This window comes from Collinsella sp. SGI.178, from assembly GCF_050313495.1.
Lineage (GTDB): Bacteria > Actinomycetota > Coriobacteriia > Coriobacteriales > Coriobacteriaceae > Collinsella.
The window spans coordinates 50,778-68,094 of the sequence record NZ_JBNPLM010000002.1 but is presented as its reverse complement, the minus strand read 5'-3'; the positions used below and the strand labels follow the sequence as shown (position 1 = coordinate 68,094).

Genomic DNA, 17,317 nt, shown 5'->3' with positions numbered 1-17,317 from the left:
CGGTCCTTTCGAGTAAATTAGCGGTAGTTGGTAAACTGCAGCGGCTGGCCGTAGTCCTGGTCGCGCAGGAACTGAATCACCGTCTGTAAAGCGTCCTTAGAAGCCGAGGAAACGCGCAGCTTATCGGCCTCGATGGTCACCTTGACCTTAAGCTTTTGATCCTTGATGTCTTTATTGATCTTCTTTGCGGTCGTCTGGTCGATGCCCTCGACGATATGACCGAGCACGCGCACGGTACCGCCCGAAGCCGCCTGCGGGGTGTCCCAAGAGACAGCCTTGAGGTCGATACCGCGCTTGATGAGCTTGGAGCTCAAAACATCGATGATCTGCTTGGAGACAAAATCGGCCGGAGCGTTAATCGTAAAGAGCTTGTCGCCCTTCGAAAGCTCGATGGTGGCGCCGGAGTCTTTAAGGTCATAGCGCTGGGAAATCTCGCGGGCGGTCTGCTGGAAGGCGTTATCGACCTCCTGCATGTTAACCTCGGACACAACGTCAAAGCTGGAATCTTTAGCCATGGTTCTTCCTTTCGGTACGGGGAGCCTTAGTAGCTGTCGTACGAATAGTCATCTGTATTGTTCACTGTCTGGTCGTCGGATGCCGTGTCGGTGCCGACGGTAGACTGGGCATCGGTGCCGTCGGCATTATCGGTACCGCCGGCATTAACGCCGTTCTCGGAGTCAGCGGTCTCCTTCTTGGGAACGGTAATGGTCACGCGCGCCACACCCGATGTCTTGGTGTCATAGCGAACCTTTTCACCATTCTTGGTGACCGTGACATCGGAGGGCTTGGACGTGGTGATCTCAATCGAGGACTCGGGCGTGTACTCCTGCTCAAAAGGACCGGTCGCCTGAGCGCCATAGACCGATTTACCGTCGACCTTGACCTCGATCCAGGCGGTCTTGCCCTTGGCAACAGAGACCTTGACCTTGGTGACCTCGTCCTCTTCCTTTTCCACCGTCGCCTTGGCAGCATCGGAACCGGCCGCATCCGTCGCCTCGTCGGCGTCTTCGTCCTCGTCAGTGGATTCGGTCTTCTTGGAAGATTTCTTAGTCGTCGTCTTGGTAGCCACGGGTGTCTCGGGCGTCGACTCGGGTGCAGCAGAGCCGCAACCACGCAGGAGTACCACGATGAGCAAAATCAACAGCAGCACCACGGCACCGATGCCGACGTACATAATGCGCGGATCGATCGTGTTGTATTGAGAGGCGCGCCCAACGCCGCGTCCGCGATTGGAGCTACCACGACCATTACCCTGCGGTATGCGGCCGCGACCGCTATCGGGACGACCACGATAGCTACTCTGGCGCTGCGAACCCCGCCGGCCCGGACGCGGCGCAAGCTCGCCACGGCCCTGATAGCCGCGCTGGCCAGAGCGAGGCACCGAAGAGCGCTGCCCATAGGGCTGGGATTGCGAACGGAGGCGCGGCGTCACCTGCGTGGTATCGGCGTCGGAATAGCCATCGCGGGAACGCCCGGCGGGTACTCCGCGATAGCTACGACCGGAGTATCCACCGTCGCCGTAACCGGCGCGAGGATCGCGACTCAACCCGCGAGCGGCGGGAAGCGCACGGTCATCTGGCAGGGGCGTACTGCGAAAACGATCTCGCTGAGAACGAATTTCCTCGCTGGAGCCCGTCTCGGTGATATAGCCCGCCTGCGGAGGGCGCTGGCCGTACCGTGTCGTACGACCACCCTGAACCATCAAAAAACGACCGTTATCGACCGAAGAACGCGAGTTAACGTAGCCGGCAGCATCCTGAAAACGACCGCCCTGCTGCGAGGTATCGCGTTCATATGCCATGAGGTCGTCAAAATAAGCGTTGACGACCTCGCGCGGGTTAAGCCCCAAAAAGCGAGCGTAGCTCGAAATCATGCCCTGCGCATAGCCACGCGGGGGCATCGATGCAAAGTTACCAGTCTCGAAAAACTCGATGATCTGCGGCCTGATTTTGATGGTGTTGGCGACCTGCTGGATGGAAAGGCCCATCCGGCGACGCTGCTCGAGCAGCATGTCACCAAAGCGTGCAGCCATCAGAATCCTCCAAACTCACGATCTTCACGTACCATCTCGGCGTCGACAGACTCCAGCGCGGCAAGCCCTTCGTCATCCAGCAGGACCTCGCGCGGCTTGGAACCGTCGGGCGGGCCGACGACGCCCTTTTCTTCCAGCATGTCCATAATACGCCCGGCGCGCGCATAGCCAACCTTGAGGCGGCGTTGCAGGCCAGATGTGGAGCCCAGCTGCGATTCCACCACAATATGGGCGGCCTCCCAGATAAGCGGGTCGTCATCCTGCGGCTCGGCAACGCCCGTGCGAACAATGCCGCCACCAGCCATGGACATGGAAGCAGGCGCCACGGCAGACAGAATCTCCTCGTGATAGTCGGGCTCGCTTTGCGACTTAACGAACTCGACGATCTCGTTGATCTCATCATCCGAGACAAAACAGCCCTGGATACGGCGGGGCTTGCCCCAGTCGACCTTGGAGAACAGCATGTCGCCCAAACCGGTGAGCTTTTCGGCTCCCATCTGGTCGATAATGACGCGGGAATCGATGCCCGTGGCCACGTTAAAGGCGATACGATTGGTGATGTTGGCCTTAATGAGGCCCGTCACCACGTTGGAGCTGGGGCGCTGCGTAGCCACGATAAGGTGAATACCGGCGGCACGCCCCAGCTGGGCGATACGAACGATCGAGGCCTCGACATCCTTGCCGGCAACCATCATCAGGTCCGATAGCTCGTCGATGATAATGACCAGATAGGGCATCTTTTGCGGCGGGTTATCGTAGTGTTCGAACTCGCCGGCGGCCTGCTTTTCGTTATACGTCGAGATCTTGCGAACGTTGAGGCGCTCGAAGACCTTCAGGCGACGCTCCATCTCGGACACAGCCCATTGCAAGGCACTCGCAGCCTGCTTGGGTTCGGTCACCACGGGCACATAGAGATGGGGCAGGCCGTTATAGCCGGCAAGCTCAACGCGCTTGGGGTCGACCATGATCAAGCGAACGTCCTCGGGAAGCGCGCGCATGAGCAGGGTCGTGATGATGGAGTTGATCATGACCGACTTACCGGAACCAGTGGTACCGGCAATAAGCAGGTGAGGCATCTTGGCGAGGTCGGCGACAACCGGCGTACCCTCGGCATCGCGGCCGATGGCCAGCTCGAGCGGACCGCCCTTCACATAGGGAAGCACGTCGCCCAGGTTAACGTTCTGGCGCTTGCGATTGGGAATCTCGATACCCACAAGCGAGGTGCCGGGAATCGGCGCAAAGATACGCACCGACTGGGCGGCAAGCGAAAGCGCGATATCGTCCTCGAGGCTCGAAATCTTGCTCACGCGCTCGCCCTCGCCGGGCTGCAGCTTAAAGGTCGTCACCGTGGGACCGGCAATCCAGCCGACGACGCGAGCGCTACGGCCAAACTCCAGCAACGTGGACTGCAGCGACTCGGCAGTCTGCTCCAACTCCTTGTCAGAAGACGCGGCGGACGCCGACTGCGGGTTGGCGTGCAGGATTTCGAGCGGCGGGAGTTTGAGGCCATCCTCTTGCTCGCCCTCGACATCGGCAGCAGTGCCGTCAGCTCCCCCATCGCCGGCTGCAACAGGAGCAGCGGAAGCCGTTGGGGTGGAGGCGTCGGCAACCTTGGGGTGTTTCAGGAAATCGGGGATCTGCGGGGCAGCAGACACGGGGTTCACGGCAAACGGCGGCTCGGACTCGTCGACCTTGTCCGGGTCGTCTTCCATCGAAAGCTGTCCGGTGACCTGTCCGCGCCTGTCTTGGCGACGCGGCAGCAAAGTTGTCTTGGCGGTATCGAGCGGACACTCGTCATCCTCGTCATCGCCCTCGGTGAGTTCGATTTCGCTATCGGACCAAGACGGGTCGGGCTCACTCGTGTTGAGCTTGGGCGCGGACTTGCCATGCTTGGCATGGCGACGCGGCAGCAGCGTGGTCTTGGCGCGCTCGGCCTCCACAGCCTCGGACACGTCGACAAACGGATCATCGTCCTCGTCGTCATCGTCCAAAACCGGGTCCGCGTCATTGCCCATGACCGTGGTCACGGCCATATCGGAGCCCTTCTGACGAAGAATGCTCAGGTGCGGACGGGCGATGCCGGGAACCGACAGGGCCTCTTCATCGCCCCACGGGCTCGCATTGACATCGGCACGACGACGCTCGGCAAAATCGGCAGCGCGATCGCGCGCAGAGCGCAAAACGCCACCCACCGAAAAGCCGATGATGACAAAGCCAACGACGGCCAAACCCAACAGGACCACCATCGCGATAGGTTTACCCAGGGCATTCTGCAGCGCACTCGCAATAAACGCACCGATGTAGCCACCCGAGGCAGACAGGTTTTGCGGCACAAACATGAGGTCGCACGAATCGCTCGTGCCCGGCACCATCAACGAAAGAATGGAGACGACGGCGATAAAGACAACGGCGCCACCCGCGACCGAGCGAATGTTGAGCGGCGAGTCCTCACCCAAAAAGAGCGTGGCGGCAAACAGCAAAATGACGATCGGCAGCACGTAGGCGCCCAGGCCAAAGCCAAGATGGTAGAAACCGGCAACCACTGCCGTCACGGGTGCCGTTGCCGGAGAAATCACGGCAATGAAAGACGCAATCGCCAAAACGGCAATGACCACGCCGGCGATATCGCGGTTGGCCGAAGGCTCGATCAGGGGCTCAACATCGTCGAACTCGGCCTCGTGGCCCTTATTGGCACGAAGATGGGAACCGGCACCCTTAGCAGATGCCGGTTGGTTGTTGGCTTTATTGCCTTTGGCGTTTTGTGCAGATCCGCGCGCCAAACTAAACCTCCATGACGACCGGGATGATCATCGGACGGGTGCGCGTACGGCTCCAAATGAAGTTGGAGAGCGAATCGCGCACGGCCTTGCGAATGGCATCGGAGCCACTGCTCGTAAAGCTAAACTTGCCCTTCTCGATTGTCTTCATGATGGATGCGGAGGCATCCTCGGAGAACTGATCGTCGATGGCAAAAGAAACACCACGGCCCGAGAACTCGATGGCCTCGATCTTCTTGTGCTTGAGCGAGACGATGGCGACAGCCGTGACCATACCGTCATTGGCGAGCTTCTGACGATCGCGCAGGACGATGGGGTCGGTATCACCGATGCGCAGGCCGTCGACGTAGACGACGCCGGACTCGACGGGCGTGCCGCGCTTGACAATACCACCGCGCATCTCGAGCGTGTCGCCGTTATCGAGGATAAAGATGTGATCATCCTTAATGCCCATCTTACGGGCAAGCTGGGCATGGGCACGCAGGTGCACGGCCTCGCCGTGAACCGGCATAAAGTAGGTGGGCTTGGCCATGGCCATCAGAAGCTTGAGCTCTTCCTGGCTGCCGTGACCCGAGACATGGACGAGGGCACGGTTCTTGTCCCACACGTCGCAGCCAAGCTTGGCCAGGCTGTTGACGACCTGCTGGACGGCCTTCTCGTTGCCGGGGACCGGCGTTGCCGAGAGGATGACGGTATCGCCCTCGTGGATGGAGAGCGTCTTGTGCTCGCCGTTAGCCATGCGGGACAGCGCCGACAGCGGCTCGCCCTGAGAGCCGGTGCACATGACGACAATCTTGTCGTCAGGCAGGTTATCGATATCGAAGGCATCGATGATATCGGCATCGTCGATGTTGAGGTAGCCCAGCTCGCGCGCCACGCGGGTGTTGGTGAGCATGGAACGTCCGGTCACGACGACCTTGCGGCCGCACTTGCGGGCGGCGTCGCAAATCTGCTGCAGGCGATGGATATGGCTCGAGAACGACGCGACGAACACGCGGCCCGGGGCATTCTTGATGGCGTGCAGCAAGTTGGGGCCGACTTCGGCCTCGGACTTGGTAAAGCCCGGAACCGTGGCGTTGGTGGAGTCGGAAAGCAACAGGTCGATGCCCTGTTTAGCAAAGCGACTGATGGCGGCATAATCGGGCGTGACGCCATCGATGGGCGTCTGGTCGAGCTTAAAGTCGCCCGTGTGCATAACGGTGCCCTGGTTGGTGCGAATGAATACGCCCAAAGCGCCCGGAATTGAGTGCGTCATAGAGAAGAAGTCGAGCGAAATGCCACCAAGATTGACATGGCTACCGCCCTTGACCTCGCGGAACTTGGGCGCGCGGATGCGGAACTCGGAAAGCTTGCCCTCGATGAAACCAAGCGTCAGCTTGCTCGAGAAGATGGGCACCTTGTTGTTGAGGTCCTGCAGCAGGTACGGAAGCGAACCGGTATGGTCCTCGTGGCCGTGGGTGACGATGATGCCGCGGAGCTTCTCCTCGTTCTCCAGAACATAGGTGTAGTCGGGAAGCACCAAATCGATACCGGGCTGGGAGTCGTCGGGGAACATAAGGCCGGCGTCGACGAGCACCATGTCGTCGCCGCACTCGAAGACCGTCATATTCTTGCCGATGCCGTCAAGGCCTCCGAGCGGAATGATCTTCAAGGGAGATGATTTTTTAGCTGCCATAGGTTCGTGCGGTTTCCTTTCTTCGAAACGGGTCTGGAACAACCGACGGGGCGCTTCTGGCAAACCGACCGCCGGGAACGTACAAACATGCATCACGGAGTCGATGCAGTAACCGCATTATGATACCCATTTGCCCACCAACAGACCACCCATGCATCAAAGCCCCATCTGCAGCCGTGTATCCCGCCGGTCTGGGGCCATCGGGGGCCGGGGCGGGTTAAGTTTGCTGCTCTACAGTCCCGCGCAAGACGGAAAGCACATTAAGTGCTTTCCTTTGCGTGCGGAACTCGCGACAAACTTAACCCGCCCCGGCCCCCGATGGCCCCAGACCTGCCAAAAAGGGACAGGTTTATTTTGGTCGGTTTTATCTGGGAATATGCCGAAAGTTCAGCTACCAACAGCTCGGAAATCTGATGACTATGTAGAAATGTCTAACCAAATCGCAAGCAGCACCCACCAGCCCTTTTGCTATTCCCGGCGGGGGCCGCGGGTAAAGTTTATCGCGAGTTCCGCACGAGCCGGAGAGCACTTAATGTGCTCTCCGTGCGAGCAGGACTGTAGAGCAGGAAACTTTACCCGCGGACCCCGCCGGGAATAGTAAAAGGGCGACCCCTGTCCGGAGTCGCCCTTGTTGAGCTGCTTATGTACGGCTGTTACTCGGCGTCGTGGTGACGGCGGGGCTTGCGGCCTCCGTTGTCGCCGGGACGGCGCGGACGGTCGCTGCGCTCGGAGCGCTCGCGACGCGGACGCTCACGGCGCTGGAAGTGCTCACCGTCGTCCTCGGAGGCACCCTCGGCACGAGCCGGAGCCTCGGGCTTATCCAGACGATCGAGCGAGATCTTGCCGCGATCGTCGACCTCGATGACGACGACCTTAACCTCGTCGCCCACGTTGAGGACGTCCTCGACCTTCTCCACGCGGCCCTTGGCGACGCGGGAGATGTGCAGCAGGCCGTCCTTACCGGGCAGCAGGTTGACAAAGGCGCCGAAGGGCTGGATGGAGACCACGCGACCGGTGTACTCCTCGCCCGGCTCGGGAACCTTGATGATGAGCTTGATGCGCTCGACAGCCTGGTCGACGGACTCGCCGGTGCCGCCGACAAAGACAGTGCCGTCCTCCTGGATGTCGACCAAAGCACCGGTCTCGTCTTGGATGCCGCGGATGACCTTGCCGCCGGAACCGATGACGTCGCGGATCTTGTCGGTCGGAACCTGGATGGAGACGATGCGCGGAGCGGTGCTGCGCGTGGTGTGGCGCGGCTCGGGGATCACATCGAGCATCTTCTGCAGGATGAAGGCGCGACCCTCCTTGGCCTGCTGCAGGGCGCGGGCCAGGATGTCAAAGGTAAGGCCGGTGGCCTTGTTGTCCATCTGCAGAGCGGTAATGCCCTCGGTGGTGCCGGTGACCTTAAAGTCCATATCGCCCAGGAAGTCCTCGAGACCCTGGATATCGGACAGGACCACGGTCTTGCCCTCCTCCTGGATCAGGCCCATGGCGATACCGGAGACCGGGCGCTTAATGGGCACGCCGCCGTCCATAAGGGCGAGCGTGGAGCCGCAGGTCGAAGCCATCGAAGAGGAGCCGTTGGACTCCATGACCTCGGAGACCACGCGGATGGCGTAGGGGAACTCGTTCTCGTCGGGGAGCACCGGAAGCAGGGCGCGCTCGGCCAGGTTGCCGTGGCCGATCTCGCGGCGCTTGGGGCTACCCATGCGGCCGGTCTCGCCGGTGCAGAACGGCGGGAAGTTGTAGTGGTGCATGTAGCGCTTGCCCTCGGTGGGCTCGATGGTATCCAGACGCTGGCCCTCGTTGAGCATGCCGAGCGACAGGACGGAGAGCACCTGGGTCTGGCCGCGCTGGAACAGGCCGGAGCCATGAACGAGCGGCAGGTAGTTGTCCTTCACCATAATGGGGCGAATCTCATCGGCGGCACGGCCGTCGACGCGCTCACCGGTCTCGACGACCATGGTGCGCATGGCCTTCTTCTCGAGCTTCTTGAGTGCCACGGGGATCTCGCGCTCCCAAGCGGCCTGCTCCTCCTCGGTGAACTCGGCACGGATGGACTCCTTCAGAGCCTCGACCTTGCCGATACGGGACAGCTTGTCGGCGTCGCGAAGGGCGGCTGCCATCTCGTCGTAGTGGGCGAAGATGCGCTCCTGGACCTCCTCGACGGGCTGGTCGAGCGGGTACTCCTTCTTGACGATAGCGCCGTTGACCTGCTCCCACTCGGCAACGAACTCGTCCTGAGCCTGGCAGAAGGCAGCGAGGGCCTCCTGGCCAAACTTCATGGCGGCGAGCATATCGTCCTCGGAGATCTCATCGGCGCCGGCCTCGACCATCGAGATGAAGTCGGCAGAGCCGCCCAGCTCCAGGTCCAGATCGGAGTTCTCGCGCTCCTCATAGGTGGGGTTGACGATAAACTCGCCGGTCTCCACGTTGCGGCCGATGCGCACGCACGCAAGAGGACCCTCGAAGGGCACGCCGCCGAGCGTCATGGCCAGGGAGGCACCCATGACGTTGATGACGTCGAAGGGGTTGACCTGGTCGGCGACGAGCGAGGTGGCGACGATGTGCACCTCGTTGCGGAAGCCGTCCGGGAAGCTCGGGCGAATAGGACGGTCGATCATGCGGGCCGTGAGCGTGGCCTTCTCGCTGGGACGGCCCTCGCGCTTGAGGTAGCCACCCGGAATACGGCCGGCAGCGTACATCTTCTCGTTGAAGTCGACGGTCAGCGGAAAGAAGTCGTAGTTCTTGCGCTCCTTGGAGACGACCACGGTGTCGAGCATCGTGGTGTCGCCCTGCTTGACCAGACAGGCGCCGGTGGCCTGCTTGGCAAGCTCGCCCGACTCAAAGGTGTAGGTCTTGCCGTACAGCTCAAAGGTCTTGGATACGAGTGTCATTGTTCTCCTTTACCCCGCAGGCCCCTTGCCTGCGGGCTTCTCATGTGACGCGGGCCCCCTGCCCCCGCCACGCTTCAGAGCGTGATTGTTCACGCCCTTACACAAAAAGAGCGCCCCGCTGCGCAGGACGCTCTTAGCATGTACAAATCCTTACTGGATGTTGTCGCGGATGCCCAGAGCCTTAATGAGCTCACGATACTCGACGACGTCGTTCTTCTTGATGTAGGAGAGAAGACGACGACGGCGACCGACGAGCATGAGCAGACCACGACGGGTGTGGAAGTCCTTCTGGTGGGACTTCATGTGCTCGGTCAGCTCCTTGATGCGCTCGGTCAGGATGGCGACCTGAACCTTGGGGTTGCCGGTGTCGACCGGGGTGTTACCGAACTGGGCAGTCAGCTCCGCCTTGCGCTCTTTGGAAACAGTCATTGTTTCACCTTTCGTTTCGCGTCGCCCGCGGGCGACTCTATTCGCCTCGGACTGGGAAGCCGCCGGTGGAGCGAGCATCCAAGGTCGAGGTACCAACAGGTCGGTATGTTACCACAAGCGGACCGCGTATGCCCATCATCACCGACCCAACATGAATTCCATCGCGCGAAGACGCTGATCGGTGTGCGTCGCAGCCCAAACATGCGAAAGCCCCAGCAAAAAGGCGGCAGTATGGGGATCGACCCTCTCGGCCATGAGCGCATCGAAGGTCATGGACATGAGGGCGCGCAGCCATGCGACCTCGCCGGTCGACACCAGCTCGGCACCCGGAACGCTCGACGCGCACGACCCGCACATGAGCCCGCCCGCCTGGGGCGAAAAATACGACAGCATGGGGTCTCCGCACAGTACGCAGGCCGAAAAATCGGGTCGATAGCCAACGTGCGACAGCAGCTTAAATACATATGCCGCCACAAGCAGGTCCATATGTGCCGTGTCGAGCCTGCTGCCCACCAGGGCAAGTGCTCGCTGCGTAATGGCAAAGGTAAACGGGTCCTCGGCGTCCTCGAACGAGCACACGCGCGCGACCTCGGCGATCGCGCTTGCGGCGCAGGTCGTCTCGTAATCGGGCGCGGCGCCGAGCGGCGCCTCCATAAGCTCGGCCTGGGAAACCACGTCGAGCGACCGTCCGTGCGCGAGCAGCATATCGACGGTACAGAACAGCTCGCAGCGCGCCGCCAGGCGCCCGCCGGGTTTGCGCGCGCCCTTTGCCACGGCACGGACCTGCCGACCACGCTCATCAAGCATCGTCAAGATCAGATCGGTCTCCTTGAGCTTGGTCTTATCGAGGACGAGTACCTTTGTGCGATATGTCCGTGAGCCTGCCATGAGCGCCGCGCGCCCTTAGTCCTCGGCGTTGTAGCCAAAACGGCGAATCTGGGCCTCGTCGTCACGCCAGCCGGCCTTTACCTTCACATCCAGCTCCAAAAAGACCTGCGTGCCAAAGATGCGCTCAAGATCGCGACGGGCGTCGATGCCGATATGCTTGATCATCTCGCCGCCCTTACCGATGATGATGCCCTTTTGGCCCTCGCGCTCGACGTAAATGGTGGCATGCACGCGCAGCACCTTCTTGGTCTGCTCGAGCGCATCGCAGATTACGCCAACGGAGTGCGGAATCTCATCACGGGTGCGGCGCAAGACCTTCTCGCGCACAAACTCGGCAACGAGCGTCTCGTCGGAAGCGTCGGTACCCATGTCCTCGGGGAACCAACGCGGGCCCTCGGGCAAAAAGTGCGCAACGGTCTCGATGAAGGCATCGACGTTAAAGTTCTTGACCGACGACGTCACGATCTCATCGTCATATTCCATGAGCTCGTGGGCGGCCTTAAGCTGCTCCATGACCTGTGCGGGATCGGCCTCATCGGCCTTGGTGAGCACCAGGACCTTCTTGGAACGGGCGCATCTAACGCGCTCGGCAACCCAGGCGTCTCCCCTGCCGATCGGTTTGGTGGCATCAATCAAAAACGCGACGACATCGACATCGTTCAGCTCGAACAGCGCGCTCTTGTTGAGCTCGGACCCCAGGCCGTCCTTGGGTTTGTGAATACCCGGGGTATCGACAAAAACCAGCTGGTAACCGGGGCGATTGACGACGGCGCGCATGCGACGGCGGGTCGTCTGGGCCACCGGCGAGGTGATGGCGACCTTTTTGCCATAGCAGGCGTTGAGCAGCGTGGACTTACCGGCGTTGGGGCGACCGACCAGGGCCACGAAGCCGCTGCGGAAACCGGGCTCAACGTCGCCAAAGCCCGCGAGGCTGTCGTCCTCGTCGCACAGGGCGTCGAGCTCCTCGTCACTCATGCCCTCAAACGGGTCGAACTCCTCGACCTCGCAAGCCTCAGTCGCTTCGGCATCCACAGCATCCAGGGGCTCGTCGTCCAGCGTTTCATCGATAGGCTGCATATTGTCGGACATGAAGATCCCTTTCTAAATAAAGCCGAGCGCGTGGGCAAATACCAACAAGCCCACAATCGCGGCGGTGATGGAAAGAACGTATACGGAGGCGGCGGCGATATCCTTTGCACGCTTTGCCAGCGGATGGAACTCCTGGGTCGCCAAATCGACAATCGCCTCCATGGCGGTGTTGCACAGCTCGCCGTGAATCACCAGGCCGCAGCAAATGATAATCGTAGCCCACTCGGCAATGTCGAGCCCCACGATGCAGCCGGCAATAACAGTGCACACACCCGCCACGAGCATGACCTTAATGTTACGCTCGGTCTTGACGGCGGTAACGAAGCCCTCCATGGCGTAGGAGAACGACTTTAAAAAGGACGGATGGTCCTTGTTCGATCCGGGAATCATAGACGGCTCCTAGTCGTGGGCATGGTTGGTGATGGGGCCGACGTGAACCAGCTTGGGGTCCTCGCCGCGCTCGAGCGCCAAATCGCGCAGGATGGCGTCCTCGCGGGCCTCCATGACCTCGGCCTCGTCGTCCACGATATGATCGTAGCCCAGTAAATGCAACATGCCATGCACGAGCATCAGGCGGCACTCATCGGCAGGGCTATTGCCAAAGCCGGGAGCCTGACGGGCAATGACCTGCGGGGCCAAGATGATATCGCCGAGCTCGAGCGTCTCGTCGGCTGGGATATCCTCGTCAAAGGCCGAGTCGCATTCAAACGAGAGGACATCGGTGGTACGGTCGATACCGCGCCACTCGTGGTTGAGCTCGTACATCTCATCCTCATCGACATACGAAAGGGAAATCTCGACTTTTCGCTCAACGCCCTCGGCAGCAAGCACGACCTCGCAGATGTGCTCTACCTCCCGCGCGTCAAGCAGCGTATCGAGCTCGGCATCGTTGCTGATCAATACACTCAACGGGACTCCTTTCGGTCGCGCACGCGTTTCTCGCGCACGTCATCATAAGCATCATATGCCTCGACGATTCGCCCCACCAGGGCGTGACGCACCACGTCGGCACGCTCGAGGTGCGAAAACGCGACATCGTCGACACGACCCAAAATCTGCTCAACGTCGGCAAGACCGCCGCGACGACCTACCAAGTCACGCTGGCTCAGGTCACCGGTAATCACAAACTTGGAGTTAAAGCCCAAGCGCGTCAGGAACATCTTCATCTGCTCGGGCGTGGTATTTTGAGCCTCGTCGAGCACGACGAAGGCATCGCTCAGCGTACGACCGCGCATGTAGGCAAGCGGGGCGATCTCGATCACGCCACGCTCCATAAGCTCATCGGTGCGCTCGCGATCCATCATGTCAAAAAGAGCGTCGTAGAGCGGACGCATGTAGGGATCGATCTTTTCCTCGAGGGTACCGGGCAAAAAGCCCAAGTTCTCCCCCGCCTCGACAACCGGACGCGTCAAGATCAGACGGCCCACCTCGTGACGCTTGAGTGCGGCAACGGCAAGCGCCATGGCCAGATAGGTCTTACCGGTACCGGCAGGACCCAAGCCAAACGTGATGGTATGCGAGCGGATGGCATCCACATAGCGCTTTTGACCGAGCGTCTTGGGGCGAATGGCACGACCGCGATACGAAAGCAGCACATCATCGCGAAGCGACGTAGCCCCGTACTCACCGTCGCGCAAGACGGCCAGGCAGCGTGAGACATCGTCGACAGACAGCGTCCGTCCGGCGGCAACCTCGCGAAAAGCATGCTCGAAAAAGCGCGCCACGAGCTCGACCTCGTCCGGGTCACCGCACACGGCGATACGGTCGCCACGGGCGACCACGTGGGCGCGAACCAAGCTCTCGAGCGCACGAAGGACGCCGTCGCCGGCACCCAAAACGCGCGAGGGATCAATTCCATCGGGAACGGTAAGTCTAATCTTCGAGGCTTCCATGAACCTCCCTGCGTGCATGGACCAAGCCGGAATCATCGACTCCGATGATAGCAACATCGAGCAGGCACGGGGCTGTGAGTCCGCAGGTATCGTCAAGACGGGCATGATGGAACGAACCGAGCGTCAGGTTGTCGTCATACTCGAGCACGGCACGCTCGACGGTGCCCACGCGACGGCGGGCGTCGGCAATGGCGAGTTCCTGCGCCGCGGCTCGCATACGACGGCTGCGCTCAGCCATAACCTCAGGCGGCACCTGGTCGGGCATGTCGGCAGCAAGGGTACCGGGACGCTTGCTATAGCGGAAGACATGCATGCGCGAAAAGCCCACGCGACGGCACAGCGCCAGCGACTCCTCAAATTCCGCGTCCGTCTCGCCGGGAAAACCGACGATAACGTCGCACGAAAGGGACGCCTGAGGCAAGTTGGCGCGGATCATACGCACCGTCTCCTCAAATGCCTCGGCGCTATAGGGACGGCCCATGCGATGCAGGGTCGCCGTACAGCCAGACTGCACGGGCAGGTGCAAAAACGGGGCGATGCGCTGCGGATAGCGCGCCATGACCTTAAGCAGGGGCTCGGAGATATCCATGGGCTCGACCGAGGAAATGCGCACATGAGGAATAGACGTACGCTCCATGATTGCCTCGAGCAGCTCATCGATCTCGACGTGTTCGTCGGTCGCACTCTTGCCATCGTAGGCGCCCAGGTTCACGCCCGTCAGCACCACCTCGGGCACGCCGGCCTCCTGAGCCTCACGAACTTGTTCGAGCACAGACTCGACCGGCACGGAGCGCTCGGGGCCGCGGGCCTTCCACACAATGCAATAGGTGCAACGATGGTTGCAGCCGTCCTGGATCTTCACACCCAGACGCGAGCGACCGAGCGCGTCGACCACATCGCCGTCGCTACAGGCGGCCACGCTATCGGACTCAACGCCCAGCACCTCGCAAACGCGTTCGGCGACATCGATCTTAGACGGCTCCGCGATCACACGGTCCGAAAGCTCCAGAAGCTCCTCGGGGTGCAAATTGACAACGCACCCGGTCACGACCACATAGGGCTCTTTTGGATGAGCCAGCGCATGGCGGACGGCCTTACGGGTCTTGGCCTCGGCCTCGCCCGTAACGGCACAGGTGTTAATGACGATCAGCTCCGCATCCTGAGGCTCCACCATTGCAAAACCCAGGCGCATAAGATCGGCAGTGATACGGTCGGACTCAACCCGGTTGACACGGCAGCCGAGGTTGACAACAGAGATATGAGGTGCGAGCACGCGGGCTCCTTAATCGAGGATGTCGTCGAGAGCGCTCTTAATGCGATCGGTCACCGATTTCTTGCCGGAAGCGACATCGTCGCCCGACTCGGCGGCGAAAGCCTCGAGCAGCTCGCGCTGCTTGGCGGAAAGGTTCGTGGGGACGAGCACGCGCAGCTGAACGATCAAGCGTCCACGCGAGCCGCCACCGCCGATACGGGGCATACCGTAGTTGTTGACACTCACGGTGTCGCCGTACTGCGTACCGGCGGGGACGCACACCTTGACGATCTCGTCGGGCAAAATGCCCTCAACCTTAATCTCGCAGCCGAGCGCAGCCTGCGCAATCGAGATATCGCTCACGAGGTACAGGTCGTCGCCGTTGCGTTTAAAACGCTCGTGATCGGCGACGCGCACGTTGACGATCAGGTCGCCCGAGGGCTCACCACGAAGGCCTGCCTCGCCAAAGCCGCTCACGCGCAGCTGACGACCGGTCGAGACGCCAGCGGGGATATCGATGTCGATCTTTTCGTGCGAAGGCGTGCGGCCCTGACCGTCGCAGGTCTCGCAGGGATGGTCGATGACCGTGCCTTCGCCATGGCAGTCGGGGCAAGGCGAAGAGGACTGAACCTGACCCAGGAACGAGCGCTGGACCGTCGTGACATAGCCCGTGCCGTGGCAACGGCTGCACTGCTTTTCGGCCGCACCCTCGGCCCTACCGGTGCCATTGCAATCATCACAGGGGGCAAGGCGGTCATAGCTGATCGTCTTTTTGCAACCGAGCGCCGCCTCCTCAAGGGTCACCGAAAGGGAGATGGCCATATCGCGGCCGCGACGACGCTCGCGGCGATTTCGGGCGCCACCGCCGGCACCGCCGCCAAAGAACGACGAAAAGAGGTCGTCCATGCCCATGCCGCCAAAGATATCGTTAATGTCGACATAGCCGGAGCCACCGGGGCCGTCGGGCGAACCGTAGCGATCGTAGTTTGCACGCTTCTGCTCGTCGGAAAGAACGGAATATGCCTCGTTGAGCTCTTTGAACTTGGCCTCGGCATCGGGGTCGTCCGAAACGTCCGGGTGTACGATACGGGCCTTCTTTAGAAACGCGCGCTTAATCGTCCGCGCGTCGGCATCCTTGTCGACGCCAAGTACCTCGTAGTAATCCCTATTTTCCGACACGACCGAATCCTTCCGACTTTCATTATTGTCACAGTGCGTCCTATACCCAAGCTGGGCCGACCGCAAACAAAGGGTTTGATGTTATTGCATTGCGTAGGGCGAAAGCATGGCACGTTGCGAGCAGCTCGCAAACCAAACCGACACGAGAGCAAACATAAATCCGTTGGCAAAACCGTTGGCAAACTGCATCGCGCCGCGCTTCCACCACAGCAGGCTGCGGTGAAGCACGCCGTCCGAGAGCACCATGAACAAGCCCATGGCAAACGGAACAAAGCACATCATGGCAAAGGCCGAGAACACGCCCGAGATGGCCGACAGCACCAAAAAAGGCGCCACGATGCCCATCAGGTAAAAACCGGTACGAGCCTTGCCCTCCAGGCGTTCGGCCTCGACATGGGCGCGCCCGACCAAATCGCCGCCCGAGGCACCGTTGGTGCCGGCGTGACCCATGCCGTCAATATGGACCTCGTCGCCATCATGCGTGCCGGCGGGAAACTCAATCGTCTGCTCGGAGGTCACACGGGTCCGCCCGCTGCCACCGCAATAGGGGCAGGGGTCGGCGACGACCTTACCGGAACCGCCGCACTCGGGGCAGACCGACTGGAACGTTCCGGCACCAAACAGGAAGGACAGGTCGACGTCGATGTGGCCGCGACCGCCGCAGCTCGGACAGGTATGTGCATGCTCGGACGAGACAGAGCCCGAGCCTCCGCAATGACCACAGGTATCGAAGCGCGTATAGCGGACGGTCTTGCGGGCACCGCCCTTGGCCTCCTTGGCGTCGAGCTTAATATCGACCACCACGTTGGCGCCGTTCTCGGGATTATAGGCAGCCTGGCTGCGACGCTGCTGGCCCCAGGCGCCACCAAAGGGAAAGCCGCCCTCAAAGGGATTGCCATAGCCTGCGCTGCCGGCGTAGCCGCCGCCATAGGGCGAAGCAGAAGGAGCGCCGGCGAAGGGATTGCCCGAGCGCATGGCATCATAGCGCGCACGCTTCTGCTCGTCCGAAAGCACGGCATAGGCCTCGGAAACCTCTTTAAACTTTTCCTCGGCATCCGGCTCTTTGTTGACGTCCGGATGGAGCTTGCGGGCCTTTTGCTGAAAGGCCTTCTGGATATCACGCGAGGTGGCGTCCTTGGAGACACCCAAGATCTCGTAGTAATCTTTTTCGTTCATCGTCGCCATGCGCGGCAACCTCCTGCTC

14 protein-coding genes are annotated in these 17,317 nt (G+C 61.1%); all 14 read right to left on the bottom strand.

From position 1 onward, the window contains the following. Positions 1-17: 17 nt before the first annotated feature. Positions 18-515 carry a YajQ family cyclic di-GMP-binding protein gene (locus ACQRAQ_RS01065; RefSeq protein ID WP_427793479.1) on the bottom strand — a complete coding sequence of 166 codons (498 nt, stop codon included), beginning with the start codon at positions 513-515 and terminating at the stop codon, positions 18-20. A gap of 26 nt (positions 516-541) precedes the next feature. After that, positions 542-2,032: a RodZ domain-containing protein gene (locus tag ACQRAQ_RS01060; RefSeq protein ID WP_427793478.1), complete on the bottom strand. Its 1,491-nt coding sequence runs from the start codon at positions 2,030-2,032 to the stop codon at positions 542-544. After that, entirely contained in the window at positions 2,032-4,812 is a 2,781-nt protein-coding gene (locus ACQRAQ_RS01055; protein WP_427793476.1) for a DNA translocase FtsK 4TM domain-containing protein, read from the bottom strand. The genes ACQRAQ_RS01060 and ACQRAQ_RS01055 overlap by 1 nt, the downstream gene beginning before the upstream one ends. A gap of 1 nt (position 4,813) precedes the next feature. After that, on the bottom strand, positions 4,814-6,484 hold the full coding sequence (locus tag ACQRAQ_RS01050) for a ribonuclease J (RefSeq protein WP_117654800.1): 1,671 nt from the start codon (positions 6,482-6,484) through the stop codon (positions 4,814-4,816). A 653-nt stretch (positions 6,485-7,137) separates the two neighbouring features. Beyond that, positions 7,138-9,384, bottom strand: a complete 2,247-nt coding sequence (locus tag ACQRAQ_RS01045) for a polyribonucleotide nucleotidyltransferase (protein WP_427748021.1) — start codon at positions 9,382-9,384, stop codon at positions 7,138-7,140. A 150-nt stretch (positions 9,385-9,534) separates the two neighbouring features. Further along, positions 9,535-9,813, bottom strand: coding sequence for a 30S ribosomal protein S15 (rpsO, locus tag ACQRAQ_RS01040; protein WP_154516313.1), 279 nt, complete (start codon positions 9,811-9,813; stop codon positions 9,535-9,537). Between the two features lie 138 nt (positions 9,814-9,951). Beyond that, the gene (recO, locus tag ACQRAQ_RS01035) at positions 9,952-10,701 is read right to left on the bottom strand and encodes a DNA repair protein RecO (protein ID WP_154516310.1); all 750 of its coding nucleotides are present in this window, start codon (positions 10,699-10,701) and stop codon (positions 9,952-9,954) included. A gap of 15 nt (positions 10,702-10,716) precedes the next feature. Then, positions 10,717-11,790, bottom strand: coding sequence for a GTPase Era (era, locus tag ACQRAQ_RS01030; RefSeq protein ID WP_195838553.1), 1,074 nt, complete (start codon positions 11,788-11,790; stop codon positions 10,717-10,719). A gap of 12 nt (positions 11,791-11,802) precedes the next feature. Next, complete coding sequence (locus ACQRAQ_RS01025; RefSeq protein WP_427726826.1) at positions 11,803-12,180, bottom strand: diacylglycerol kinase family protein; 378 nt, start codon at positions 12,178-12,180, stop codon at positions 11,803-11,805. Between the two features lie 9 nt (positions 12,181-12,189). Further along, positions 12,190-12,699 (bottom strand): rRNA maturation RNase YbeY, encoded by a 510-nt coding sequence (gene ybeY / locus ACQRAQ_RS01020; RefSeq protein WP_427793474.1) that lies wholly within the window; start codon positions 12,697-12,699, stop codon positions 12,190-12,192. Next, positions 12,696-13,682, bottom strand: coding sequence for a PhoH family protein (locus ACQRAQ_RS01015; RefSeq protein WP_427793473.1), 987 nt, complete (start codon positions 13,680-13,682; stop codon positions 12,696-12,698). The genes ybeY and ACQRAQ_RS01015 overlap by 4 nt, the downstream gene beginning before the upstream one ends. Further along, the gene (locus ACQRAQ_RS01010) at positions 13,663-14,955 is read right to left on the bottom strand and encodes a MiaB/RimO family radical SAM methylthiotransferase (protein ID WP_427793471.1); all 1,293 of its coding nucleotides are present in this window, start codon (positions 14,953-14,955) and stop codon (positions 13,663-13,665) included. Before ACQRAQ_RS01010 ends, ACQRAQ_RS01015 begins: the two co-directional genes overlap by 20 nt. A 9-nt stretch (positions 14,956-14,964) precedes the next feature. Continuing rightward, positions 14,965-16,113 (bottom strand): molecular chaperone DnaJ, encoded by a 1,149-nt coding sequence (gene dnaJ / locus ACQRAQ_RS01005; protein WP_427793469.1) that lies wholly within the window; start codon positions 16,111-16,113, stop codon positions 14,965-14,967. Positions 16,114-16,194: 81 nt separating this feature from the next. After that, the gene (locus ACQRAQ_RS01000) at positions 16,195-17,298 is read right to left on the bottom strand and encodes a DnaJ domain-containing protein (protein WP_427793467.1); all 1,104 of its coding nucleotides are present in this window, start codon (positions 17,296-17,298) and stop codon (positions 16,195-16,197) included. Between the last annotated feature and the right edge of the window lie 19 nt (positions 17,299-17,317).